The following is a 22,512-nucleotide window of genomic DNA, read 5'->3' as shown; positions in this document are numbered from 1 at the left end:
CCCTGTGCGTGTCGGGCGTGTCGTCCCCGACACCCGACCGGCGACGCGTGGCGTCGGCTCGCCGCAGCCGGACGCGCTCAGCCGATGACGGGGAGGACGAGCAGCTGCAGCAGGCGGTCGGCCTCGGCGTCCGGGTCGGCGGTGAGCCCGGTGTGCACGGCACTGGGCTGCACGACGGTGCTGCGCGGGGCGGTCAGCCAGCGGAACCGTGACCCCAGCGCCTCGCGCCCGGCGGCGCCGGCCGCGACCGCGGCCGAGCAGACGTCGGCGGCCGCCTGCAGCGCGGCGGTGATCGCGGCGGGGTCCGCCGTGGGGTCGAGGGCGCGCAGCCGGTCGACGTCCAGGTGCACGCGCGAGCCCAGGTAGTCCCGCTGCCGGCAGTAGACGAGCACCCCGGCGTTGAGCAACTCCCCGCGCTCGACCCGCGGCACCACCCGCAGGACGGCGTACTCGAAGGTGTCCAGGCCGGTCATCGCTGGCTCACGCCCTCCGGTGGCGGCGGGCCGAGCCACGAGGGGCGGTTCTGCCCGCGGGGCGCGGTGCGCCGACCGGCGCCGCCCGCGGCGGCCGCCGCGACGAGCCCGGGCAGCCAGGCGTCGCGGGCGGCCAACCGCTGCAGCAGCTGGCCGACGTAGCGGGCGCGGACCTCCTCGGCGGTCTCCTCGGGCGTCGCTCCCTCCAGCCACGCGTCGGGCACCTGGGCCAGCACGTCGGTGAGCAACGGGCCGGTGACCTGCGGCCCCAGCGCCGCGTCGGCGGCCACGACGTCGGGGGCGCACTCCACGAGCGCATGCTGGGCCGCGTCGTACGGGCGGGGGACGGCGGCGGGCGCGCCCGGCCAGTGGTGGTGGAAGGTCAGTGCGGCACCGTGGTCGATCAGGTGCAGCCGCCCGTGCCAGAACAGCATGTTCGGGTTGCGCCACGACCGGTCCACGTTGCCGATCAGCGCGTCGAACCACAGCACCCGCCCGGCCAGCTCCGGGTCGACCTGGGCGGCGCCGGCCTCGAAGTCCAGCGCGCCGGGCAGGTAGTCCATCCCGAGGTTCGTCCCGGCGGACCTGCGCAGCAGCTCCTGGACCTCCTGGTCCGGCTCCCCCACCGCCAGCTCCGGGACGACGTCCACCGTCACGAGCGCGGGCACCGGCAGGGCCAGCCGACGGGCCAGCTCCCCGCAGACCACCTCCGCGGCGAGCACCTTGACGCCCTGCCCGGCGGCCCGCCACTTGACCACGTAGGTGCCGAGGTCGTCGGCCTCCATGAGCCCCGGCAGCGAGCCACCCTCACGCAGCGGGGTGACGTACCGGGTGGCGGAGACGGCGGGGAGCACAGTGCTGCGCAGCCTACCGGCGGCCCCGGCCCCGGCCGGGGAGACTGATGGCGTGGGACTCCTCCGCCGCACGGCGCTGCCACAGCTGGTCGACGCGCCGTTCACCTACTCCGAGGTCGGGGCCACGCAGGACGCGACCCTGCCGGCCGGCCACCACCACGTCGAGCGGTCCGCCGTCGTGGGCTCGGGCCGGGCGGAGTTCGAGCGGGCCACGGCCGCGGTGTTCGGCTGGGCCGCTCAGCGTGGCGCGGGGCTGCGGGTCCGGGCCGACGGGCCGGCCAGCACCCCCGGCACGGTCGTGCTGATGACGGCGGGGCTCGGGCGGCTGGGGATGGACATCCCCTGCCGGGTGGTCTGGGTGGTCGACGAGCCCCGGCGACGCGGGTTCGGGTACGGCACGCTGCCCGGGCACCCGGAGAGCGGCGAGGAGTCCTTCGTCGTCACGCTGGAGCCGGACGGCGACGTGGTCTACACGCTGCGGGCGTTCTCCCGGCTGGCGACGCCGCTGTCCCGGCTGGGCGGCCCGGTCAGCCGGCGGGTGCAGCGGCTGGCCCTGGACCGCTACGTGGCCGCGATCCGCCGCGCCACGCGGGCCGGCTGAGGTCAGGCACCTGCCTTCGCGCGCTCCTCCTTGATCATGTCCTTGCTGCGCACCAGCCGCAGCAGGGTGACCACGAACAGTCCCCCGGCCATGTTCAGCAGCGCCGTGTACCAGAACCAGGCCAGCCAGTCCCCGTAGCCGAACGGCGCATCGGCGTGCAGTGCGGCGAAGATGACGAGCGACTCCAGGATCGAGTGGAACAGCTGCAGCCCCGCCAGCACGAAGGCGCCGGCGACCGCAGCGACGATCTTGGCCGGGTCGGAGTCGGTGCCGTGCTGCATCCGGGTCATCAGCGTGATCGCGATCCCGGCGAGGAAGGCCAGCGCGGCCGACTGCAGGTCCAGCGGCGCGTCCACGAAGTGGACGGCCATGTCCGTCATGGTGTCCCGCAGCTGGGGGAAGGCCTGGACGGCCAGCCACATGAACAGCCAGCCCCCCAGCAGGTTGCTCACCAGCGTGCCGCTCCACAGCTTGCCCAGCTGCGCCATGCTCGCCCGGCCGGCGGCCACGGCGGTGACCGGCACCAGGAAGCCCTCGGTGAACAGCTCGCTGCGGGCCAGCAGCAGGGCGATGAAGCCCACGGAGAAGGCGAGCCCGGCGAGCAGGTGGCTGCCCGTCTCGGCGTACACGGCGAACAACAGCAGCAGCCCGGTGGCCACTTCGAGTCCCCCGGCGAACCCGGTGGTGAGCACCTCGCGCCAACTGCGGTGCAGCCGCTGCGCCCCGTCGCTGACGACGGCGTCGAAGGCCTCCTGCAGCTCGTCCTCCGTCGGGCCGTCGGCCTCGCCGAGCTCGTCACGCGCCGAGTCGGCGCCGGCGGGCTGCTCCGCTGCGGGGTCGATCTCCCCGAGGTCGTCACGGGTGGTGCGCACGGCGTCTCCTGCCACGACGGCCGGGCAGTCGGGGTGCCGCGGTCCGGCCGCGACCTACCCGGTGGTGGGCAACCCACACCCGGGGCCGACGACGTCACACCTCGCCGGCCACCGTTTCCCCCGCGCCGGGGACCGGGTAGTCGACGCCGTTCCCTCCTCCGAGCACAGGAGCTCCCGCATGCCCCCGAAGCGCCAGCCCGACCAGTCCGCCCCGGCCACCGTCAGCGCCACCGGCGTCGTGTACGACGGCCCCGAGCAGGGCCGTGACCCCCGCGCCCAGGCCGGCGACTTCCTCACCACGCCCAACGGTGTGCGCATCCCCGACACCGACCACTCGCTGAAGGCCGGGCGCCGGGGCCCGGTGCTGCTGGAGGACTTCCACCTCCGCGAGAAGATCATGCACTTCGACCACGAGCGGATCCCGGAGCGCGTGGTGCACGCCCGCGGCGCCGGGGCGCACGGCGTCTTCACCGCCTACGGCAGGGCCGAGGGCGTGACCCGGGCCGCGGTGCTCGCGGAGGAGGGCCTGGAGACGCCGGTGTTCGTCCGGTTCTCCACCGTGCTGGGCTCCCGCGGCTCGGCCGACACCGTCCGGGACACCCGCGGTTTCGCGGTGAAGTTCTACACGAAGGAGGGCACCTGGGACCTGGTCGGCAACAACATGCCGGTCTTCTTCATCCAGGACGCGATCAAGTTCCCCGACATCATCCACGCCGGGAAGCCGCACCCGGACCGGGAGATCCCGCAGGCGCAGTCGGCGCACGACACGTTCTGGGACTTCGTCACGACGCACACCGAGGCGACCCACCACACGATCTGGAACATGAGCGACCGGGGCATCCCGCGCTCGTACCGGACGATGGAGGGCTTCGGCATCCACACCTTCCGGCTGGTCAACGCCGCCGGCGAGACCTCGCTGGTCAAGTTCCACTGGAAGCCCAAGCTGGGCGTGCACTCCCTCACCTGGGAGGAAGCCCAGATCGCGGCCGGCGTCGACCCCGACTTCCACCGCCGCGACCTGGCCGACGCCATCGAGGCCGGCGCGTACCCGGAGTGGGAGCTCGGCGTCCAGGTCATGCCGGACACCGACGAGGAGACCTTCGAGGGCATCGACCTGCTCGACCCGACGAAGATCATCCCCGAGGAGCTCTGCCCGGTGCAGCCGATCGGGAAGCTGGTGCTCACCGGCAACCCGACCAACTACTTCGCCGAGACCGAGCAGGTCGCCTTCCACACCGGCCACCTCGTGCCCGGGATCGAGGGGACCAACGACCCGCTGCTGCAGGGCCGCAACTTCTCCTACCTGGACACCCAGCTGAGCCGGCTGGGTGGCCCGAACTTCACCCAGATCCCGATCAACCGGCCGCACGTGCCGGTCAACGACAACAGCCGGGACGGCTTCCACCAGCACGCCCTCCACGAGGGCGTGGTGGCCTACAAGCCCAACGGCCTCGACGGGGACGCACCGGCCGTGGCCGACGCCGAGCACGGCGGCTACGTCAACGTGCCGCGCAGGGTCGAGGGCGAGGTGCTGCGCGGCGCCCCGGCGTCCTTCGACGACCACTTCTCGCACGCGGCGCTGTTCTACGCCAGCCTCTCCGACGTCGAGAAGGTGCACACCACCGCGGCCTACACCTTCGAGCTCGGCAAGGTCTACGAGAAGGCGGTCAAGGAGCGGGCACTGACCGTGCTCGCCAGGATCGACACCGAGCTGTGCCAGCGGGTCGCCGCCGGGCTGGGGCTGCCGGCCCCGGAGGGTGAGCCGGTCGCGCACCTGGCCCCCTCCCCCGCACTGGCCCAGGTCGACGGCACGAGCTACCCGGTCGACGGCCGGATCGTCGGCATCGTCGCCGGCCCGGACGCCGACCTGGCCGGGATCACCGCTCTGCGGACGGCGCTGGAGGACGCCGGCGTCGTGGCCAAGGTGATCGCCCCGTCCGGTGGCGAGCTCGGCTCGGGCGAGGGCGTGGAGATCGTCGAGCGGACCTACGACACCGCCCGCTCGATCGAGTTCGACGCGGTCGTCATCGCCGACGGCGCGCCGAAGGAGAAGGACATCAAGGCCGTCGTCCTGCTGCACGAGGCGTTCCGCCAGCTGAAGGCGTTCGGCACCTGGGGCGACGGCGCCGAGGTGCTCACCGCCGCCGGCATCGACACGGCCGGCCCGGGCGTGCTCCGCGCGGACAGCGGCGCAGCCCTGGCCGCGGACCTCATCGCGGCGATGGGCCAGCACCGGGTCTGGGCGCGGGCCGACCTGGTCACCTCAAGCGCGGTGCCGCCGGCCGCCTGAGCCACCGCCCCACCCCGGGGCCGGACACGGCAGGCCCGGTACGCGGACGCGTACCGGGCCTGCCGTGCGTCCGGCGGCCGACCGGGGGGGCGGGTCGCGGTCCGGCTCAGCGCTTCGGCAGCTCCAGCGCCGACGGCCCGAACCGCTCCACCCGCACCGACGCCGGCGGCAGGCCCAGCCCGACCAGCAGCTGGCTGGCCGACTCGGCGAAGCCCGCGGACCCGCAGACGTAGGCGGTCTGCCCGGGCTCCCACAGCGGGAGCAGGTCCATCGCGGTCAGCCGGGCCGCCGGGCGGATGCCGTGTGCCTCGCGGGTCAGCGCGATCAACGCCCCCGCCTCCGCCAGCTCGTCGGCGTAGGGCAGCTCGGCCAGCGTGCGCGCCGAGACCGCGACCCGGAGCAGGTCCAGCCGCCCGAGCGCACGCGCGTGCCGCACCATCGCGACCAGCGGGACGACGCCGCTGCCGCCACCGACCAGCAGGGCCGGGGTGGCGCCGTCCCAGACGAACCAGCCGCCGATCGGACCACGGACCTCCAGCTCGTCGCCGGGTTCCACGACGTCGGCGAGGTAGGTGGAGACCTCGCCGTCGTCCAGCCGCTCGACGAACAGCTCCACCAGCGGGTCGTCCGGCGCCGAGGCCACCGAGTACGAGCGCTGCGCGGTGTAGCCGTCCTCGGCGGTCAGCCGGACGACGTAGTGCTGGCCCGGCAGGTGGTCGACCCGGTCGTGGACGTCCAGCCGCAGCTCCACCGAGCGCACGATCGGCCGGCGGAGCCCGGCGACCGTCGCCGTCCGCCAGCCGCCGGCGGGTGCGGCGCCCCCCGCGGGCGGGCCGCCGGCGGTCACGGAGGTGCTGCCGGAGTCCGGCCCGGGGTCCTGGGTCAGGTCGTTCACCGGCTCAGTCGCCCTGGTACCGCTGCTGCTTCCACGGGTCGCCGCGGTCGTGGTAGCCGTTCTGCTCCCAGAAGCCGGGCTGGTCCCGCTTCAGCACGGTGATCCGGCTGATCCACTTCGCGCTCTTCCAGAAGTACAGGTGCGGCACCAGCATCCGGACCGGCCCGCCGTGCTCGGCGGTCAGCGGCTTGCCGTCGAACTCCCACACCAGCCAGGCCTTGCCACCGGTGACGTCCTCGATCGGCAGGTTGGTGGTGTAGCCGGTCTTGGACGTGGCCATCACGAACCGCCCCTCGGCCGTGGGCCGGGCGACGTCCAGGAGCGAGTCCACGCTGATGCCACCGAACCGGGTGTCGAACTTCGACCAGGTGGTGACGCAGTGGATGTCGCCGCGGTACTCGGCCCCGGGCAGGGCGTGCGCCTCGTCCCAGGTCCAGGTGGTCGGGGTCTCCACCTCGCCGTCGACGGCGATGCTCCACGTCTCCGGGGCGATCCGGGGGGTGGGCTCGGCCGTCAGCACCGGCCAGTCACTGCCGGCGTCGTACTGACCGGGTGGGAGCCGGGGGTCTCCGGCCGCGCGGCGGCGGCCGAGGAAGCCGCGGGTGGGTCCTGGCACGTCGTCGTCCTCTCGGGGCACCGGACTGGGTCGGAGCCGATCTTCCTCCACCCCCCGAGGCCGCTGTCCCCCTGGGTGGTGCGGGTCCCGCGGGGCCGGTCCAGCGGTCAGGGTGGCCTTACATGAGCTGTGTCACGGTGCGTTCACCTGGGTGTCATGTGGGCACTGGGCTTACCTTTGGCCCTGTGGCGACAGTGACGACGCAGCCGGCCCAGCGCAGGGCCCCCAAGACCGGCCGGTTCGACAGCTCGGTCGTGAAGAAGACCGTGATGGCGGTCAGCGGGATCATCATGATCCTGTACTTGCTCGCCCACATGGTCGGCAACCTGAAGGCCTTCTCCGGCGCTGAGTCGTTCAACAGCTACTCCGGGTGGATCCGCACCATCGGCGAGCCGGCGCTGCCGACCCAGACCGTCCTCTGGATCATCCGGCTGGTGCTGCTCGCGGCGGTGGTCCTGCACTTCTGGGCGGCCATCTCGCTGTGGCGCCAGGCCCGGCGGGCGCGCCCGGTGCCCTACGTGACCAAGAAGCGGGTGCAGCAGAGCTTCGCCTCACGCACCGTCCGCTGGGGCGGGCTGATCCTGGCCCTGTTCATCATCTGGCACATCCTGGACCTCACCCTCGGTGCGGTGAACCCGGTCGGGCACGACTCCACGCCCTACGACCGCCTGGTCGCCAGCTTCTCGAACATCCCGATCACGGCGTTCTACGTGGTCTCCATGCTGTTGCTGGGCCTGCACCTGCGGCACGGGATCTTCGCCGCCACGCAGACGCTCGGGCAGACCAACAAGAAGCGTGAGCGAGCCGTGAACGGCCTCGCCTACGTCGTCGCCGGGGTCATCACCGTCGGCTTCCTGCTCGTGCCGTTGTCCGTCGCCTTCGGCTTGATCGACTGAGAGAGAAGGACACACCGCCATGCCTCTCGAGCTCTTCACCCTGGGCGAGCCGATCGCCGACACCACCGCCCCGCGCGACGTCCCGCTCCCCGACCGCTGGAACGAGCGCAAGTTCCGCGCCCGGCTGGTCAACCCGGCCAACCGCCGCCGGCTGTCGATCATCGTGGTGGGCACCGGCCTGGCCGGTGGCTCGGCGGCGGCGACGCTGGCCGAGATGGGCTACCGGGTCAAGAACTTCTGGTTCCAGGACAGCCCCCGGCGCGCGCACAGCGTCGCGGCCCAGGGCGGCATCAACGCGGCCAAGAACTACCGCAACGACGGCGACAGCGTGCACCGGCTGTTCTACGACACCGTCAAGGGCGGCGACTTCCGCTCCCGCGAGGACAACTCCTACCGGCTGGCCGAGGTCAGCGCGGCGATCATCGACCAGGCCGTGGCCCAGGGTGTGCCGTTCGCCCGTGAGTACGGCGGCCTGCTGGACAACCGCTCCTTCGGTGGCGCCCAGGTGTCGCGCACCTTCTACGCCCGCGGCCAGACCGGCCAGCAGTTGCTCTACGGCGCCTACCAGGCCCTGGAGCGGCAGATCGGCCTGGGCAACGTCGAGCAGCACCCGCGCACCGAGATGCTCGACCTGATCGTCGTCGACGGGAAGGCCCGGGGCATCGTCGTCCGGAACCTGATCACCGGCGAGATCACCAGCCACTTCGCCGACGCCGTGGTGCTGGCGTCGGGTGGCTACAGCAACGTCTTCTACCTCTCCACGAACGCCAAGGGCTCCAACGTCACGGCGGCCTGGCGGGCGCACAAGCGGGGCGCGCTGTTCGCGAACCCCTGTTACACGCAGATCCACCCGACCTGCATCCCGGTCAGCGGCGACTACCAGTCGAAGCTGACGCTGATGAGCGAGTCGCTGCGCAACGACGGCCGGGTCTGGGTGCCCAAGGAGCGCGGCGACGACCGCAACCCCAAGGACATCCCCGAGGACGAGCGCGACTACTACCTCGAGCGCAAGTACCCCGCGTTCGGCAACCTGGTGCCCCGCGACATCGCCTCGCGCCAGGCGAAGAACGTCTGCGACGAGGGGCGCGGCGTCGGGCCGAACGGCCTGGGCGTGTACCTGGACTTCAGCGACGCCATCGCCCGACTGGGCCAGCCGGCGATCGAGGCCAAGTACGGCAACCTCTTCGACATGTACAACCGGATCACCGGTGAGAACGCCTACGAGACCGGTATGCGGATCTACCCGGCCGTGCACTACACGATGGGCGGGCTGTGGGTCGACTACGACCTGTCGTCGAACATCCCGGGCCTGTTCGTCATCGGTGAGGCCAACTTCTCCGACCAGGGCGCCAACCGGCTGGGCGCCAGCGCGCTGATGCAGGGCCTGGCCGACGGCTACTTCGTGCTCCCCAGCACGATCAGCAACTACCTCGCCGACGGCCCGTTCCCCGCGGTCGACGCCACCCACCCGGCGGCGGTCGAGGCCGAGCAGTCCGTCCGCACCCAGAGCGAGCGGCTGCTGTCGATCAACGGCACCCGGACGGTGGCCTCCTTCCACCGCGAGCTGGGCCGGCTTATGTGGGACCTGTGCGGCATGGAGCGCTCGGACGAGGGCCTGCGCAAGGCGCTGGACCGGATCCCGGAGATCCGGCACGAGTTCTGGACCAACGTCAAGGTCTCCGGCGAGCAGGGCATCTTCAACCAGAACCTGGAGCACGCCGGCCGGGTCGCCGACTTCATCGAGCTCGCCGAGCTGATGTGCGTCGACGCGCTGCACCGCAACGAGAGCTGCGGTGGGCACTTCCGGGTGGAGAGCCAGACGCCGGAGGGTGAGGCGCTGCGCGACGACGAGAACTACGCCTACGTCGCCGCGTGGGAGTACACCCCGGAGGGCGAGCCGCCGGTGCTGCACCGCGAGGCCCTCGAGTACGAGTACGTCCACCTCGCACAGCGGAGCTACAAGTGACCAGCACAGAGACACCGATGATGAGCCTGACGCTGCGCATCTGGCGTCAGCGCGACCGGACCAAGAAGGGCAAGATGGTGACCTACCACGTCACCGACGTCTCGCCCGACATGTCCTTCCTCGAGATGCTCGACGTGCTGAACGAGAAGCTGATCCTCGACGGCGACGACCCGGTGGCCTTCGACCACGACTGCCGCGAGGGCATCTGCGGTTCCTGCGGTCTGATGATCAACGGCATCGCGCACGGCCCCGAGCAGGCCACCGTCTGCCAGCTGCACATGCGGTCGTTCTCCGACGGCGACGTGCTGGACATCGAGCCGTGGCGCGCGGGCGGTTTCCCGGTGGTCAAGGACCTCGCGGTGGACCGGTCGGCGTTCGACCGGATCATCTCCGCCGGCGGGTTCATCAGCGCCCCCACCGGCACGGCTCCCGAGGCGCACTCCACCCCGGTGCCGAAGAAGAACTCCGACGCCGCCTTCGACGCCGCGACCTGCATCGGCTGCGGCGCCTGCGTGGCCGCCTGCCCGAACGGATCGGCGATGCTCTTCACCGCGGCCAAGGTCGCCCACCTCGGGCTCATGCCGCAGGGCCAGCCCGAGCGCGACACCCGGGTGCTGAAGATGGTGGCCCAGCAGGACGCCGAGGACTTCGGTGGTTGCAGCAACATCGGCGAGTGCTCCGCCGTGTGCCCCAAGGGCATCTCGATGGAGACCATCTCCCGGCTCAACCACGACCTGCTCGGTGCGCTGCGCGCCGGCGCCGTCCCGATGAGCTGATCGCAGGCACCCTCCCGATGGCCGGACGGGCCGGCACCCCACCTGGGGTGCCGGCCCGTCCGGCGTCCCGGGGTCGTCGTCGACCTCCGTGCGCAGCCGGGCCAGGATGACGTCCGTGACCGCACCCGCGCTCGTCTTCGACGGCGACTGCGCCTTCTGCACCCGCTGCGCCGACGTCGCCCGGCGGTTGCTGCCGGCCGACGTGCAGGTGGTCCCGTGGCAGTTCGTCGACCTGGCGGAGATCGGGGTGAGCACCGAGCGGGCGCAGACGGAGGTGCTGTGGCTCGACTGGGACGGCGCGGTGACCGGGGGTGCGCCGGCGGTGGCGCGGGCCCTGCGGGCGGCGGGTCGGCCGTGGTGGCTGTTCGGCGCCGTCCTGTCCCTGCCCCCGGTGCGCTGGGTCGCCCCGTTCGGCTACCGGCTGGTCGCCGCCCACCGGCACCGGCTCCCCGGCGGCACGGCGGCCTGCCGGCTGCCCCCGCGCGATCCCGGCTGAGTCAGGCCGCGGCGTCGGTGCGCTCGGCGGCCAGCCGGAGCAGGTCCGGGACCAGGGCCTCGGCCACCAGCGCGTAGCCGGCCGAGGACGGGTGGAACCGGTCGGCGGAGAACAGCGTGGGGTCCGCGGCGAACCGCCGGGACAGCTCCGGGGCGACCGGTGCGACGACGGCGCCGGCCTGCGCGGCGGCGACGGTCTGCCGGGTGCGCAGCTGATCGCAGAGGCCGGCGACGACCGCGCGGAAGGCCGGGGGCACCCAGGCCACCGACGACAGGTCGGGGGTCGGGACCACCAGCACCGAGGCGCCGGCCCCGCGCAGCTCCTGCACGGCCGAGCCCAGCGCCGCGGCCGCCCGGAGCGGCGACACCTGGCGGGTCAGGTCGTTGGCGCCGACGACCAGCAGCGCGACGTCGACGGGCCCGGTCACCCGGCGGACCTGGGCGCCGAGGTCGAGGGAGGTGGCACCGGGCACGGCGACCACCTGCAGGTCGACGTCGTGCCCGGCCTGCACCAGCGCACGGGTCAGCCGCGCGCCGACGGTGTCCTGCATCGTCGCGGCACCGGTGCCGAAGGCGAGGGAGTCACCGAGGACGAGGAAGCGGAGCGTCACACCCTGGTCAACGGTCCGATGCCGCCAGGTGTGCCGTGATCCGGGCCTCGTGGCAGCGTCTCAGCCGCCCTGGGCGAAGAGCGCAGCGGCCTGCGCGTCGTCCACGAACGGGTACTTGACCTTGAACTGGGCCAGCGCGTCCGGCACCGAGAGCACGTGCGTCTCCCGCTCCCCCGCGGCGTCGATGGTCTGCACGGTCACCATGTCGCCGTTGATCGGGACCCAGTGCGTCTCGGCGTAGTCGGTGAAGACGTTCATGCCCCCATCGTCTCCCGCGTGCCACGCCGACCCCCGGTCCCCCCGGCCAGGACGTCGTGTTGCTTTCACCAACTCAGGGTGTCGCGGCGCTCAAGGACCCTCCGGGAACGTCCGACCTCTCTGTCAGGTCACCTGATCGGGTGAACGACGGCAGCGGAGGGACGCGAGGACATGGGCACCAAGGCATCGACCCAGCGGTGGACCGGCACCCGTCCGGTGCGCCGTATGGCCGGCGTGGTCGTCGTGGCCGCCCTCTGCCTGGTGGCGGCCCCCGGCGTCGCCGCGGCGACCCCGACCAACCCCTCCGACGAGCAGATCAGCGCGGCCCGGCAGCAGCAGGACGCCGCCGCGCAGCAGGTCGGCTCCCTCTCCGCCGAGCTGGCCACCGCGCAGGCCGAGGTGGACGCCGCCCGGGCGCAGTCGGCGATCGCCCTGGACACCTTCCAGGCCCAGCAGGCCGAGTACGAGCTGGCCCAGGTCGCGGCCGACGCCGCAGCGGCCTCCGCCGACCAGGCCGCGGCCGAGCTGTCCACCGCCCGCACGAACATCGCCTCGTTCGCCCGGCAGAGCTACCAGCAGGGCAGCACCTCCCCGACGTTGGAGGCGCTGACCACCGCCGACGGCCCGGCGCAGATGCTGGAGCGCGCCGCCCTCCTCGAGGCCGCCGGCGCCCACCAGGGCGACGTCGTCACCGCGGTCACGGCCGCCGAGGAGCGGGCCCGCGCGGCCGAGTCCGCCGCCCAGGCGAGCCTGGCCGCGGCCGCGACGCTGGAGCTGGAGGCCGAGGACGCGCTGGCCACCGCCGTGGCGATGGAGGCCGGGGCCCGGGCGCAGGCGGCCGGGCTCGCCGCCCGGCAGGCCACCCTCGAGCAGGAGCTCGCCCAGGCCCAGCAGGCCCTCCTCGGCCTGCAGGGCGCCCGCGCCGCCGCCGAGCAGCACGCCGCCCAGCAGGCCGCCGCCGAGCGCGCTGCCGCCGAGCGCGCTGCCGCCGAGCGCGCTGCCGCCGAGCGCGCTGCCGCCGAACGGGCCGCCGCCGAGCGGGCGTCTGCACCCACCCGCTCCGTCGTCTCCCAGCCGCGGACGAGCACCTCCGCCGGGACCGGCGACTCCTCCGCGGTCGAGACCGCGATCTCCGCCGCGCGCCGGCACCTGGGCACCATCTACTCCTGGGGCGGCGGGTCGCTCACCGGGCCCAGCATGGGCTGGGGGGTGGACGCGGGCATCGTCGGCTTCGACTGCTCCGGGCTCACCCGCTACGCCTACGCCCAGGCCGGCGTCTCGATCCCGCGCAACAGCCGGGCCCAGTACTCGGCCCTGCCCAAGGTCTCCCGGTCGGACCTGCAGCGCGGCGACCTGGTCTTCTGGGCCACCAACACCAGCAGCCCCTCGACCATCCACCACGTGGCCATCTACCTCGGCGGCGGCCAGATCCTGGAGGCACCGCAGAGCGGCTCGGTCATCCGGGTGACGTCGATGCGGTGGAGCGGCTTCATCGGCGGCGTCCGCCCCAGCGCCTGACCCGGCCATGGGCTCTCCCGATGCAGCTATGCGCTGACGGACTCCATGGCCTCCGCGGTCAAGGTCACCGAGCGCAGCCGGCCCTCGGTGGTGGGGGCCTGGTGGGCGACGATCAGCTCGTCGGCGTCGGCCTGCTTGCGGAAGCCCTCGAGGTAGTCGCCGATCTCGCGCGGGGTGCCGATCGCGGCGTAGGTGAACATCGAGCTGACGTGCTGCCCCGCCCCCTGCTCGAGCAGCAGGTCGGCCTCCTCGTCGGTGAAGCTGCGCCCCCGCCCGAACAGGCCCACGGCCATGTTCCGGCGGACCGCCTGCAGGTTCTCCTCCGCCTGGCGCACGGTGTCGGCGGCGATCACGTTGACCCCGGCGATGACGTGGGGCTCCGCCAGCTGGTCGGACGGCTGGAACTCGCGCCGGTAGGTCGCGACGGCGGCCTCCAGGGCCTGCGGCGCGAAGTGGCTGGCGAAGGCGTAGGGCAGGCCGAGCGCAGCAGCCAGGTGGGCGCCGAACAGCGAGGAACCGAGCACGTAGAGCGGGACGTCCGAGCCCTTGCCGGGGATGGCGTCGACGCCGGGCACCCGGGTCCGGCCGGCCAGGTAGCCCTGCAGCTCCAGCACGTCCTGCGGGAAGGTGTCGGCGGAGTTCGGGTCGCGGCGCAGCGCGTACATCGTGTTCTGGTCCGAGCCCGGCGCGCGGCCCAGGCCGAGGTCGATCCGGCCGGGGTACATCGCGTCGAGGGTCCCGAACTGCTCGGCGATGGTGAGCGGCGCGTGGTTGGGCAGCATGACCCCGCCGGCACCGAGCCGGATCTGGCTGGTCTGTGCGCCCACGTGGGCGATGAGCACGCTGGTGGCCGAGGAGGCGATGCTGGGCATGTTGTGGTGCTCGGCGTACCAGACCCGCTGGTAGCCGTGCTCCTCCGCGCGCTGCGCCAGGGCGACGCTGGCCGCGATGCTGCTGCTGACGGTCTCCCCGCGGGCGATCGGGGCGAGGTCGAGGACGGACAGCGGGATGCGCATGAGGGAGGTGCCTTTCGCGTTGGTTGTCCGGGTCAACGCACCACGCCCCCGGGCGCTTCCCAACCGGGTCGCCGCACGCGCGCCTGCCACTCCGTGACCGAGCGCACACCTACAGTCGCCGCCGTGCAGGAGACGACGACGTTGCTGGGTGAACCGCTGGCGGTCGAGTTCCTGGTGGGCGGGGACTGGCAGCCCGCGGTTCTGCTCGGTTGGCGGCACGAGCCCGACGGCACCTGTCGGGTGCACGTCCAGGCCGTCGTCTCCGGACTCCACCGGACCAGCTGGATGCAGCTGGCCGACCTCCGCCTGCCCCAGACCGCCCCGCTGGTCCCCCGCCCGCTCGAGCCGCGCACCCGGCCGGACCTGCTGCTCCCCGGCGCAGAGCGCGCCCGGCGGACCCCGACGCCCCTCCCCCCGCTGCCGGTCCCCCGCAGCCTGCAGCCCGACACGAGCCGGGCCTGACCGACCGGTCCGCCACCCGGACCGGTTCCGGACAGCCGCGCGCGGTGTCACCCTGAGAGGACCAGCCGGAGCGCAGCGTCGCGAGCCGGGGAGGAGCAGCCGTGTTGTGTCAGAGCACCTACGCACTGGACTACATCGAGGGACGGCGCGCGGCGGTCGACGCCCGCGTCGCCGCCTACCGGGAGCTGGCCGCCGCCGCCGAGCCGGCCGCCCTGCGCGAGTTCGAACCCGTCTTCTTCAACGACCTGGTCGTGGTGCTGGAGAACTGGTTCGTGTACCGCGGCCGGGGCATCGAGGGCTCGGACGGCAACGCGCTGAACGAGGTGCGGCTGATCGCCGAGTCGCTGGTGCACGGCAGCACGATGAAGGCCGACAAGCACGTCCGGCTGGACCCGGCGCGCACCGTGCTCAAGTACCGGGTGGGCGACGAGATCGCCGTCCGCGAGGCCGACTTCACCGCGTTGGCGAAGGCCTTCTTCGCGGAGCTGGAGAGCCGGTACCTGTAGCGCCCGCCCGCGTCAGCGGCTCTGCAGCGCGTCCAGGGCGACGGCCATCGCGGCGGCGACCCGGAAGTCCAGCCGCGGGTCGGGCACCGTGACGGTGTAGCGGTCCCGGATGGCCTTCTTCCGCTCGCTGATCAGCACCGGGGCCCCGGTCGCGGTGTCGACGAAGTCGAAGTGGAAGACGAAGGGCACCGGGACGTCGCCGACGACCGGGAGCGCGGTCCAGACCCGGCGCACGACCGCCAGGACCGGCCGACGCTCCCGGCCGACCGCCTCGATGCCCGGGGCCGAGAGGGTCCAGGTCGAGCGGAGCAGGCTGGCCCCGAACTGCTTGCTGAACATGCCCAGCGGTGCACCGTGCTCGTCGAAGACGTCGTGCTGGGCCGAGACGTCCAGCCGCTGGCGGGCCTTGAAGGAGAAGACCGCGCGGCTCTTCGCCTCGTCGGCGTAGAAGACCACCTCCTCCTTCAGCTTCATCCGCTTCTGCTCGGCCAGCGCGAGCAGGTGGCCCTCGGAGCCGTCGGGCTGCACGGCCCGGATCTCGTAGCGGTTGACCATCATGGTGACCCGCTGCGAGACGAAGAAGGCCGGGACGGCCATCGGGGCCGGCGGCTGGCCGGAGTAGGACGAGGTCACAGCGGTGCTCCTGGGCGGGTCGGGTACTGCGGGCAGCCCATCCTGGGGCACGACGGGTGGCTGTGTCCCGCATCCGCCTCCCGGCCCGGCCACTACGGTGGCCGGGTGCACGGCGGGGCGGGCAGGACGGTCGGCATCAGCCGGTCACCCCGGGGCAACCCCGGGGCATCGTGAGCAGGTCGGGCATGGCGTCATGAGCCGCGCTGTGCGCTCCGCGCACCAGGCGGCGCCTCCAGCGAGGAGCGGCTGGCCGCCCCGCCGTGCACACGGGGAGCTGCGATGACCGCCGAGCGGCAGGCCGCAGCCACCGCCGCGGCGATCGCGACCGCGTTGCTGGCCGGCCCGTGGCGCCGGCGGGAGATGGTCCGCCGGGTGGCGGTGGCGCTGGGCCAGGACCGCGCCCGTACCTGGGTGGGCACGCTGGTCGGGGAGGTGCAGACGGTCTACCCCGCCGCCCCGGTCGACCGGCCGCGGGAGCTGGCCGACGTCGTCCGGACGACGCGGGGGTGGGAGCGCGGGCAGTCCCAGCCCCCGCTCCCCCGGCCCGTGCGGTGGCAACCGGTGCCGACGGCGCTGGCCTGGCGGCGGTGGCCGGTCGCCGACCTCCCGGACCAGGCCGCGGTCGCCCGACTGCTCGACGTCGACGCCGGCGAGCTGGCGTGGTTCGCCGACGCCCGCCGGCTGGAGTGCACGGCCGGCGAGGCGCTGCGGCACTACCGGTGGCGGGTGGTCCGGCGCCCGGCCGGGGTGCGGCTGCTCGCCGCCCCCAAGCCGCGGCTCAAGGAGGCGCAGCGGCGGGTGCTGCGGCACGTGTTCGACCGCATCCCGGTGCACGACGCCGCGCACGGCTGCGTGCCCGGCCGCTCGGTGCGCACCGCGGTCGCCCCGCACGCCGGGTCCGCGGTGGTGCTGCGGATGGACCTGGAGGCGTTCTTCGCCAGCGTCGCCGCCGGGCGGGTGCACGGCCTGCTGCTGGGCGTCGCCGGCCTGCCCGAGCCGGTGGCGCACGTGCTCACCGGGCTGGTGACGACGGTGCTGCCGACCGAGGTGTGGCGGCAGATCCCTGCCCCGGACGGGATCGAGGCGCGGGAACGGCACCGGCGGCTGGGTCAGCGGCTGGCGGTGCCGCACCTGCCGCAGGGGGCGCCGACGTCCCCGGCGCTGGCCAACCTGGTCTGCCACCGACTCGACCGCCGGCTGACCGGGCTCGCCGCCGCCACCGGTGCCACCTACACCCGCTACGTCGACGACCTGACCTTCAGCGGGGACCGGCGGATCGCCCGCGACCGGTTTGCCGCCCTGGTCACCGCGGTGGTCGAGGAGGAGGGCTTCCGGGTGAACGCGGCGAAGACCTCGGCGACCAGCGCCGCCCGCCGGCAGTCGGTGCTGGGCACGGTGGTCAACGACCACCCCGCCCTGCCACGGCCGGAGCGGGACGCGCTGCGGGCGCTGCTGCACAACTGCGCCGTCCACGGCTGGACGACCCAGACCCGCGGCCACGACCCGGCCACCTTCCGCGACCACGTGCTGGGCCGGGTGGCCTGGGCCGCCTCCATCGACCCGGGGTTCGGCGCCCGGCTGCACGCCCTGGCCGACCGGATCGACTGGTCGGCTCCCCCGCCCTCGTAGGCTCGGTCGATGATCGTGGTCCCGGGATGAGCGCCCGGATCGAGGAGCTGGACTGGAGCCCCACGCCGATCGGCGAGGTGAGCCTGCGCCGGCGGCGGGACCCGGTGACCGGACTCGACGTCTTCGAGGTGAAGCTCGGCGACGAGTTCCTGATGTCCACCCAGTTCACCGTGGCCGAGGTGGCGGTGGCCCGGCTCGCGCTGGCGCGGCTCGACGGGCCCGCCGCCGGTGCGCCCGGGCTGGACGTGGCCGTGGGCGGGCTCGGGCTCGGCTACACCGCGGAGGCGGTCCTGGCCGACCCGCGGGTGCGGGAGCTGGTGGTCGTCGACCTGCTCGAGCCGGTGATCGGCTGGCACGAGCGTGGGCTGGTGCCGGTCGGCCCCACGCTCACCGCCGACCCCCGCTGCCGGCTGGTGCACGGGGACTTCTTCGCGATGACCGAGGGCGCCGGCTTCGACCCCGCGACGCCCGGCCGGGTGTTCGACGCCGTCGTCGTCGACATCGACCATTCACCGCAGCACCTGCTCGCCGACGGCAGCGCCGGCTTCTACGGGGTCGACGGCACGCGACGGCTGGCCCAGCACCTGAGGGCGGGAGGGGTGTTCTCCCTGTGGTCGAACGACCCGCCCGAGGACGGCTACCTGTCCGTGCTGGCCGAGGTCTTCACCGACGTCGCCGCCGAGGTCGTCAGCTTCCCCAACCCCCTGCAGGACCGGCCGGCCACGAACACCGTCTACCTGGGCACGAAGCCGCGCTGACCGTTGGGGCCCCTCACGACGAGGGTGTCCCAGCCCCTCGTCACCCCTGCACCGCGAGGCGGGCCGCCGGGTCAGTCCCGGAGCGGGGCGATGCAGCACCCGTCGCAGGTGTGCACCCCGGAGACGCCGCCCACCGACTGCAGGTGGACGACGTCGTCGGGGTCTGGGTGACCGAAGCCGTGCGGGCAGGTCCGCGCGTAGTGGCCACGCTCCGGGTCCCAGACCAGTGGCCACTCCCGCATGTGGTGACCGCTGGGCTCGGGGAACGGGAAGTCCCGCCGCGGCGGGGCGGCACCGTGGTCCATGTCCGGCACCCTCCCGACTGGTGCGCTCGCATCGGTGTCGGGTGAGTTCCACGGTGGCATGCCGCCAACCTCACCGGGCTCGTCGGCACGCCGCTGTGATCCAGATGTGCCCTGCCTGTGGGTGCACTGCCTGTGGGTGCACTGCCTGTGGGGGCCAGGCCGGTGCGGTCGGCCGTCCGGACGCCGCGCTGCAGTGTCCCGGATCAGCTGGGCGGTGCGACAGTGGTCGGTGAGGGAGGCGTCGGCTCACCCGGCGGCGTCCCGGTGGGCGTCCCCGTGGGCGTCCCCGTCGGCGTCCCGGAAGGTGTCCCGGAAGGTGTCGCCTCCTGGACCTCGCCGACCACCTGACAGCCGGCGATGTCGGCGCTCAGCCGTCCCTGCAGGGGCTGCAGCCGCCGGACCACCTCGTCCAGCCGGGCGGCGTTGAACTCGCTGACCGCCTCACCCAGGTCGTCGATGACGGCGACGACGTCCTGTGCCCCGTTGACGGCCCGCAGGCAGGCGGCGTTGACGACCACCTCGGCGGTCTCCCCCGTCGCCGGGGCCTCCGGCAGCGGGACGGCGTCATCGGTGGCGGGAGCGTCCTGGGCAGCGATCGGGACCGGCGCCGACCCCTCGCTCAGCAGGCCGACGACGAGCCCTCCGAGGAAGATCCCGGCCACGAAGGTGGCCGCGGCCAGCCACCAGCGCACCGCACGACCGGGGCCTGTCCCGTCGGCGGGGGGCCTGTCTTCGGGATCGGTCTCGGGATCGGCCATGGTCGTCCTCTCACCGTCGAGCGCAGGCGCACAACCGCCGGTAGCCTACGGCTGCTCAGCTCAATCGGTAGGACCGCGAGGCTGGAGGCCCCGGTGCCAGCCACGGCCGTCACGCGTCGGCTCTCCGGGCTGGCCCGTGCCGCCCGGTGGGTGACCCGACCGGTCCGGTTCGCGACGCGGCGGGCCGCCCGCGGCTACCGGGACGCCGTCGTCAAGGCCCGCTGGTTCGTGGTGGCCGGCTGGATCCTGCTGACCGTGGTGGTGTCGGCGTTCCTCCCCACGGCCGGTGGGGGCGGCGGGGCCGACATCGGCAACCTCCTCCCGGAGGACAGCCCGGCGGCCGCCGTCCAGGACCGCTCCCTGGAGCTGTTCGACGTGCCGGTGCTCTCCCAGGTCTCCGTGGTGGTGCACGACCCCGACGGCCTCAGCCTCCTCACCCAGGCCGACGTGGCGCTCTGGGCAGCCACCCACACCCAGGCCTACCTGGACGGCACCGTGCCCCCCGGGCGCGGGCAGATCGTCGCCGCCGTCCCGCTGCCCACGTCGACGCCGGACACCGTGGTCACCTACCTGTACGTCTCCAACTACACGTCGCTGGAGCGGACCAGGGACCTCGCCCGCGAGTACGCCTCCCACTTCCACAACCAGAGCTCGGTGCAGACCTACGTCACCGGGGTGGTCCCGGCCCAGGTCGCCCAGGCCGACTACCTCGAGGCCCGGTTGCACCTGTTCGAGGTCGCGACCCTGGTGCTGATCGCCATCGTCGTCGGGCTCACCTTCCGCTCGGTCGTGGCGCCCTTCGTGGTGCTGCTGACCGCCGGGCTGGGCTACCTGGTCGCGATCCGCAGCCTCGGGGTGCTCGCTGCCGCCCTGGGCTTCGCGCTCCCCGACCAGTTGCAGCCGTTGATCGCCGCGCTGCTGATCGGGGTGGTCACCGACTACTGCGTGCTGTTCTTCGCCGGTCTGCGCCAGCAGCTGGACCGAGGGCTGCCGCGGCTGGAGGCGACCCGGCGGGCGGTGCGCACCAACGCGCCGATCATCGCCGTCGCCGGGATCACGGTCGCAGCCGGCACCGCGGCGCTGCTGGCCGCGGACTTCCAGCTGTTCCAGGCGTTCGGGCCGGCGCTGTCGCTGACCGTCGTCATCGGGGTGCTGGTGTCGCTGACCCTGGTGCCGGCGCTGATGGCGATCCTGGGCGAGCGGCTCTTCGGGCTGGGGACCCGGCGCCCCTCACCCCGCCGCCCGAGTCGCCGAGGGAACGGCTGGCTGCTCCGGATCGTCGTCAACCGGCGCGGCGCGACTGTGGCGGCACTGCTGGCCACCGGTGTGCTCGTCCTCGCCGCGGCGCCGTTGCTGCAGATGCGCCTGGACCTGTCCTTCACCTCGGGCCTGCCGGCCGACGACCCGGTGAGCCGGGGCGCGGGGGTGCTCGAGGACTCCGGGATCCGGGGCGTCATCGCCCCCACGGAGGTCATCGTCGAGGGCGACGCGGTCATCGAGCAGCGGCCGGCGCTGGAACGGCTGCAGGCGGCCATCGAGGCCCAGCCCGGGGTCGCCGAGGTGCTCGGCCCGGCCCAGAACCCGCTCCCCGACGGCTACGGCGTCGTCTTCTCCTCCGAGGGCGACGCCGCCCGCTTCGTGGTGATCCTCGACAGCGACCCGTTGGCAGCGCCGGCGATCAGCGACCTGCGCCAGCTCAGCGACGAGCTGGACACCCTGGCCGCGGAGGCCGGGCTGGCGGACGCCGAGGTGGCGGTGACCGGGCAGACCGCGATCGCCGGTGAGCTCGCCGCGATCACCCGGGAGAACCTGCGGATCACGCTCACCGCGGTTCTGCTGGTGGAGCTGCTGATCCTGATCGTCTACCTGCGCGCGCTCTGCGCGCCGCTGGTGCTGATGGCGTGCAGCGCGTTGGGTGTCGCGGCGGCGCTCGGGCTGAGCGTCCTGCTCTTCCAGGTGGTGCTGGGCGACCCCGGGCTGGCCTTCTACGTCCCGTTCGCGACCGCCGTGCTGCTGCTGGCGCTGGGGTCGGACTACAACGTGTTCGCCGTCGGCTCCATCTGGGAGGCGGCTGCGCGACATCCGCTCAGCAAGGCGATCATGCTGGCGATGCCGAGCACGTCCCGGGCGATCAGCGCGGCCGGGCTGATCCTCGCCGCCACCTTCGGGATGGTGGCGATCATCCCGCTGCAGACGTTCCGGCAGGTGGCCTTCACCATGGCCGCCGGTCTGCTCATCGACACGTTCCTGATCCGCCCGGTGCTCACCCCGGCCGTGCTCACCCTGCTGGGCCGGGCGGCCAGCTGGCCCAGCAGGCGGGTGCGCACCGAGTCGGTGCCGGTCGACGAGCTGCGTCGCACCGGCGCCGCGGGAGCCCGGATCGGAGGCCCGGAGGTGGTCCTGGACGAGACCCTGGAGCAGGAGGCACGGGAGGACACGGCACGGGACGAGGAGGCTCGGGAGAGCCAGCCGTCCGGGTCGGAGGTGGGCGGACGGTGACCGGTGGTGGCGAACCCGCCCACGACGGCTGGGTGGACTCCGACGGCGGGGCGACCGCCCGCCAGGTCACCCGCCCGGCCGCCCGGCCACGACCTCGGCCGGCGCGGCGGACCGTGGCCCTCGGCGTCTCGGTGGTGCTGGGCACGCTGCTGTTGCTGTGGGGGTCCGACCGGCTGGCCCGGTGGGCGGCCGAGTCCCTGCTGGCGCGCGACATCCAGCAGGCGACCGGCGTCTCCGTACGCCCGTCGGTGCAGGTCAACGGCCCGTTCTTCCTGCTCCAGGCGGTGCAGGGCCGCTACGACGACGTGGAGGTCGCCGTCCGCGAGGTGACGTCGGGGCCGATGTCGGTCGACCGGGTGGAGGCCCGGCTCAGCGGCGTGCACGTCTCCTTCCACGACCTCCTCGTCCAGGACCCGGCGGCGGTGTGGATCGAGCGGTCGATCGGGGAGGCGTTCCTGGGCTACGACGACCTCAACCGCTACCTGGAGGTCACCGGGCGCCCGGTGACGATCGGCGCGGCGCCCGGCGAGGAGGTGCGGCTGACCGGGACGGTCGACCTCCTCGGCCAGTCCGTCTCGGCCTCCGCCCTGGCGCAGCTGTCCCCCGAGATGGGCGCGCTGTCCATCGCGCCCACCGCGCTGGACACCGAGATCGACCTCGCGGAGGCCAGCCGGCTCCTGCTCGGCCAGCGCTTCTCGCTACGGGTGCCACTGGACCCGTTGCCCTTCGGTCAGGAGCTGACCGCGATCGAGGGTGCCGAGGAGGGGTTGGTGCTGCGGACCCGGGGCACGGACGTCGTCATCCGGCCCTGATGCGGGCTCCGCG

The 22,512-nt window shown here is 73.6% G+C and carries 24 protein-coding genes; 13 read left to right on the top strand and 11 right to left on the bottom strand.

From position 1 onward, the window contains the following. Positions 1 to 77: 77 nt before the first annotated feature. Entirely contained in the window at positions 78 to 473 is a 396-nt protein-coding gene (locus O2W16_RS19670) for a DUF3037 domain-containing protein (RefSeq protein ID WP_269160525.1), read from the bottom strand. After that, positions 470 to 1,327 (bottom strand): HipA family kinase, encoded by an 858-nt coding sequence (locus O2W16_RS19665; RefSeq protein WP_269160524.1) that lies wholly within the window; start codon positions 1,325 to 1,327, stop codon positions 470 to 472. The genes O2W16_RS19670 and O2W16_RS19665 overlap by 4 nt, the downstream gene beginning before the upstream one ends. A 52-nt stretch (positions 1,328 to 1,379) precedes the next feature. Between O2W16_RS19665 and O2W16_RS19660 the strand changes: the two genes are divergently transcribed. After that, on the top strand, positions 1,380 to 1,928 hold the full coding sequence (locus O2W16_RS19660; RefSeq protein WP_269160523.1) for a DUF1990 family protein: 549 nt from the start codon (positions 1,380 to 1,382) through the stop codon (positions 1,926 to 1,928). 2 nt (positions 1,929 to 1,930) lie between these two features. On the opposite strand, the gene O2W16_RS19655 is transcribed toward O2W16_RS19660, so the two are convergent. Continuing rightward, positions 1,931 to 2,800: a formate/nitrite transporter family protein gene (locus O2W16_RS19655; RefSeq protein ID WP_269160522.1), complete on the bottom strand. Its 870-nt coding sequence runs from the start codon at positions 2,798 to 2,800 to the stop codon at positions 1,931 to 1,933. Between the two features lie 178 nt (positions 2,801 to 2,978). Between O2W16_RS19655 and O2W16_RS19650 the strand changes: the two genes are divergently transcribed. Further along, positions 2,979 to 5,090 carry a catalase gene (locus O2W16_RS19650; RefSeq protein WP_269160521.1) on the top strand — a complete coding sequence of 704 codons (2,112 nt, stop codon included), beginning with the start codon at positions 2,979 to 2,981 and terminating at the stop codon, positions 5,088 to 5,090. Positions 5,091 to 5,196: 106 nt separating this feature from the next. Here O2W16_RS19650 and O2W16_RS19645 read toward each other — a convergent pair whose 3' ends face one another. Both O2W16_RS19645 and O2W16_RS19640 read right to left on the bottom strand, forming a co-directional pair. Beyond that, positions 5,197 to 5,985 (bottom strand): FAD-binding oxidoreductase, encoded by a 789-nt coding sequence (locus O2W16_RS19645; RefSeq protein ID WP_269160520.1) that lies wholly within the window; start codon positions 5,983 to 5,985, stop codon positions 5,197 to 5,199. A 4-nt stretch (positions 5,986 to 5,989) separates the two neighbouring features. After that, a complete protein-coding gene (locus O2W16_RS19640) occupies positions 5,990 to 6,601 on the bottom strand; it encodes a sulfite oxidase-like oxidoreductase (RefSeq protein ID WP_269160519.1) in 612 nt (203 codons plus the stop codon). Between the two features lie 185 nt (positions 6,602 to 6,786). On the opposite strand from O2W16_RS19640, the gene O2W16_RS19635 reads away from it, so the two are divergent. The 4 genes from O2W16_RS19635 (at position 6,787) to O2W16_RS19620 (ending at position 10,735) form a co-directional block, all read left to right on the top strand. After that, a complete protein-coding gene (locus tag O2W16_RS19635) occupies positions 6,787 to 7,497 on the top strand; it encodes a succinate dehydrogenase cytochrome b subunit (protein WP_269160518.1) in 711 nt (236 codons plus the stop codon). A gap of 19 nt (positions 7,498 to 7,516) precedes the next feature. Beyond that, the gene (locus O2W16_RS19630) at positions 7,517 to 9,463 is read left to right on the top strand and encodes a fumarate reductase/succinate dehydrogenase flavoprotein subunit (protein ID WP_269160517.1); all 1,947 of its coding nucleotides are present in this window, start codon (positions 7,517 to 7,519) and stop codon (positions 9,461 to 9,463) included. After that, positions 9,460 to 10,239 carry a succinate dehydrogenase/fumarate reductase iron-sulfur subunit gene (locus tag O2W16_RS19625; protein ID WP_269160516.1) on the top strand — a complete coding sequence of 260 codons (780 nt, stop codon included), beginning with the start codon at positions 9,460 to 9,462 and terminating at the stop codon, positions 10,237 to 10,239. Before O2W16_RS19630 ends, O2W16_RS19625 begins: the two co-directional genes overlap by 4 nt. Before the next feature lie 115 nt (positions 10,240 to 10,354). Further along, positions 10,355 to 10,735: a thiol-disulfide oxidoreductase DCC family protein gene (locus tag O2W16_RS19620; RefSeq protein WP_269160515.1), complete on the top strand. Its 381-nt coding sequence runs from the start codon at positions 10,355 to 10,357 to the stop codon at positions 10,733 to 10,735. A gap of 1 nt (position 10,736) precedes the next feature. Here the strand turns inward: O2W16_RS19620 and O2W16_RS19615 are convergent, their stop codons facing one another. Both O2W16_RS19615 and O2W16_RS19610 read right to left on the bottom strand, forming a co-directional pair. Beyond that, positions 10,737 to 11,345 carry a GDSL-type esterase/lipase family protein gene (locus tag O2W16_RS19615; RefSeq protein WP_269160514.1) on the bottom strand — a complete coding sequence of 203 codons (609 nt, stop codon included), beginning with the start codon at positions 11,343 to 11,345 and terminating at the stop codon, positions 10,737 to 10,739. A 60-nt stretch (positions 11,346 to 11,405) separates the two neighbouring features. Continuing rightward, positions 11,406 to 11,603, bottom strand: a complete 198-nt coding sequence (locus tag O2W16_RS19610) for a hypothetical protein (RefSeq protein WP_166753483.1) — start codon at positions 11,601 to 11,603, stop codon at positions 11,406 to 11,408. A gap of 171 nt (positions 11,604 to 11,774) precedes the next feature. Here O2W16_RS19610 and O2W16_RS19605 point away from each other — a divergent pair, with 171 nt between their 5' ends. Beyond that, positions 11,775 to 13,121: a C40 family peptidase gene (locus O2W16_RS19605; protein ID WP_269160513.1), complete on the top strand. Its 1,347-nt coding sequence runs from the start codon at positions 11,775 to 11,777 to the stop codon at positions 13,119 to 13,121. 26 nt (positions 13,122 to 13,147) lie between these two features. Here the strand turns inward: O2W16_RS19605 and O2W16_RS19600 are convergent, their stop codons facing one another. Further along, positions 13,148 to 14,137, bottom strand: a complete 990-nt coding sequence (locus O2W16_RS19600; RefSeq protein WP_269160512.1) for an LLM class flavin-dependent oxidoreductase — start codon at positions 14,135 to 14,137, stop codon at positions 13,148 to 13,150. Positions 14,138 to 14,260: 123 nt separating this feature from the next. Between O2W16_RS19600 and O2W16_RS19595 the strand changes: the two genes are divergently transcribed. Then, positions 14,261 to 14,599, top strand: coding sequence for a hypothetical protein (locus O2W16_RS19595; RefSeq protein ID WP_269160511.1), 339 nt, complete (start codon positions 14,261 to 14,263; stop codon positions 14,597 to 14,599). Between the two features lie 101 nt (positions 14,600 to 14,700). After that, on the top strand, positions 14,701 to 15,105 hold the full coding sequence (locus O2W16_RS19590; RefSeq protein WP_269160510.1) for a hypothetical protein: 405 nt from the start codon (positions 14,701 to 14,703) through the stop codon (positions 15,103 to 15,105). Positions 15,106 to 15,117: 12 nt separating this feature from the next. Here the strand turns inward: O2W16_RS19590 and O2W16_RS19585 are convergent, their stop codons facing one another. After that, complete coding sequence (locus O2W16_RS19585) at positions 15,118 to 15,738, bottom strand: hypothetical protein (protein ID WP_269160509.1); 621 nt, start codon at positions 15,736 to 15,738, stop codon at positions 15,118 to 15,120. Positions 15,739 to 16,017: 279 nt separating this feature from the next. Here O2W16_RS19585 and O2W16_RS19580 point away from each other — a divergent pair, with 279 nt between their 5' ends. Together O2W16_RS19580 and O2W16_RS19575 are read left to right on the top strand one after the other, a co-directional pair. Further along, the gene (locus O2W16_RS19580; RefSeq protein WP_269160508.1) at positions 16,018 to 17,367 is read left to right on the top strand and encodes a reverse transcriptase family protein; all 1,350 of its coding nucleotides are present in this window, start codon (positions 16,018 to 16,020) and stop codon (positions 17,365 to 17,367) included. A 26-nt stretch (positions 17,368 to 17,393) separates the two neighbouring features. After that, positions 17,394 to 18,125, top strand: coding sequence for a spermidine synthase (locus tag O2W16_RS19575; protein ID WP_269160507.1), 732 nt, complete (start codon positions 17,394 to 17,396; stop codon positions 18,123 to 18,125). Between the two features lie 71 nt (positions 18,126 to 18,196). On the opposite strand, the gene O2W16_RS19570 is transcribed toward O2W16_RS19575, so the two are convergent. Together O2W16_RS19570 and O2W16_RS19565 are read right to left on the bottom strand one after the other, a co-directional pair. Further along, the gene (locus O2W16_RS19570; protein ID WP_269160506.1) at positions 18,197 to 18,430 is read right to left on the bottom strand and encodes a hypothetical protein; all 234 of its coding nucleotides are present in this window, start codon (positions 18,428 to 18,430) and stop codon (positions 18,197 to 18,199) included. Between the two features lie 203 nt (positions 18,431 to 18,633). Further along, a complete protein-coding gene (locus O2W16_RS19565; RefSeq protein WP_269160505.1) occupies positions 18,634 to 19,122 on the bottom strand; it encodes a hypothetical protein in 489 nt (162 codons plus the stop codon). Between the two features lie 159 nt (positions 19,123 to 19,281). On the opposite strand from O2W16_RS19565, the gene O2W16_RS19560 reads away from it, so the two are divergent. Then, the gene (locus O2W16_RS19560) at positions 19,282 to 21,687 is read left to right on the top strand and encodes an MMPL family transporter (RefSeq protein ID WP_269160504.1); all 2,406 of its coding nucleotides are present in this window, start codon (positions 19,282 to 19,284) and stop codon (positions 21,685 to 21,687) included. Beyond that, positions 21,684 to 22,499 (top strand): LmeA family phospholipid-binding protein, encoded by an 816-nt coding sequence (locus O2W16_RS19555; protein ID WP_269160503.1) that lies wholly within the window; start codon positions 21,684 to 21,686, stop codon positions 22,497 to 22,499. The genes O2W16_RS19560 and O2W16_RS19555 overlap by 4 nt, the downstream gene beginning before the upstream one ends. The last annotated feature ends 13 nt before the right edge of the window (positions 22,500 to 22,512 follow it).

Origin of the sequence: Modestobacter sp. VKM Ac-2984 (assembly GCF_026967985.1) — a bacterium.
GTDB lineage: Bacteria > Actinomycetota > Actinomycetes > Mycobacteriales > Geodermatophilaceae > Modestobacter.
The sequence above is the reverse complement of the archived record's forward strand: the minus strand, read 5'-3'. Positions and strand labels throughout refer to the sequence as shown.

Excerpts from the sequence above, each read along its gene's own strand:
- O2W16_RS19670 (WP_269160525.1), bottom strand. The coding sequence starts at position 473 with ATGACCGGCCTGGACACCTTCGAGTACGCCGTCCTGCGGGTGGTGCCG.
- O2W16_RS19650 (WP_269160521.1), top strand. The coding sequence starts at position 2,979 with ATGCCCCCGAAGCGCCAGCCCGACCAGTCCGCCCCGGCCACCGTCAGC.
- O2W16_RS19630 (WP_269160517.1), top strand. The coding sequence starts at position 7,517 with ATGCCTCTCGAGCTCTTCACCCTGGGCGAGCCGATCGCCGACACCACC.
- O2W16_RS19610 (WP_166753483.1), bottom strand. The coding sequence starts at position 11,603 with ATGAACGTCTTCACCGACTACGCCGAGACGCACTGGGTCCCGATCAAC.
- O2W16_RS19605 (WP_269160513.1), top strand. The coding sequence starts at position 11,775 with ATGGGCACCAAGGCATCGACCCAGCGGTGGACCGGCACCCGTCCGGTG.
- O2W16_RS19600 (WP_269160512.1), bottom strand. The coding sequence starts at position 14,137 with ATGCGCATCCCGCTGTCCGTCCTCGACCTCGCCCCGATCGCCCGCGGG.
- O2W16_RS19580 (WP_269160508.1), top strand. The coding sequence starts at position 16,018 with ATGACCGCCGAGCGGCAGGCCGCAGCCACCGCCGCGGCGATCGCGACC.
- O2W16_RS19575 (WP_269160507.1), top strand. The coding sequence starts at position 17,394 with ATGAGCGCCCGGATCGAGGAGCTGGACTGGAGCCCCACGCCGATCGGC.
- O2W16_RS19570 (WP_269160506.1), bottom strand. The coding sequence starts at position 18,430 with ATGGACCACGGTGCCGCCCCGCCGCGGCGGGACTTCCCGTTCCCCGAG.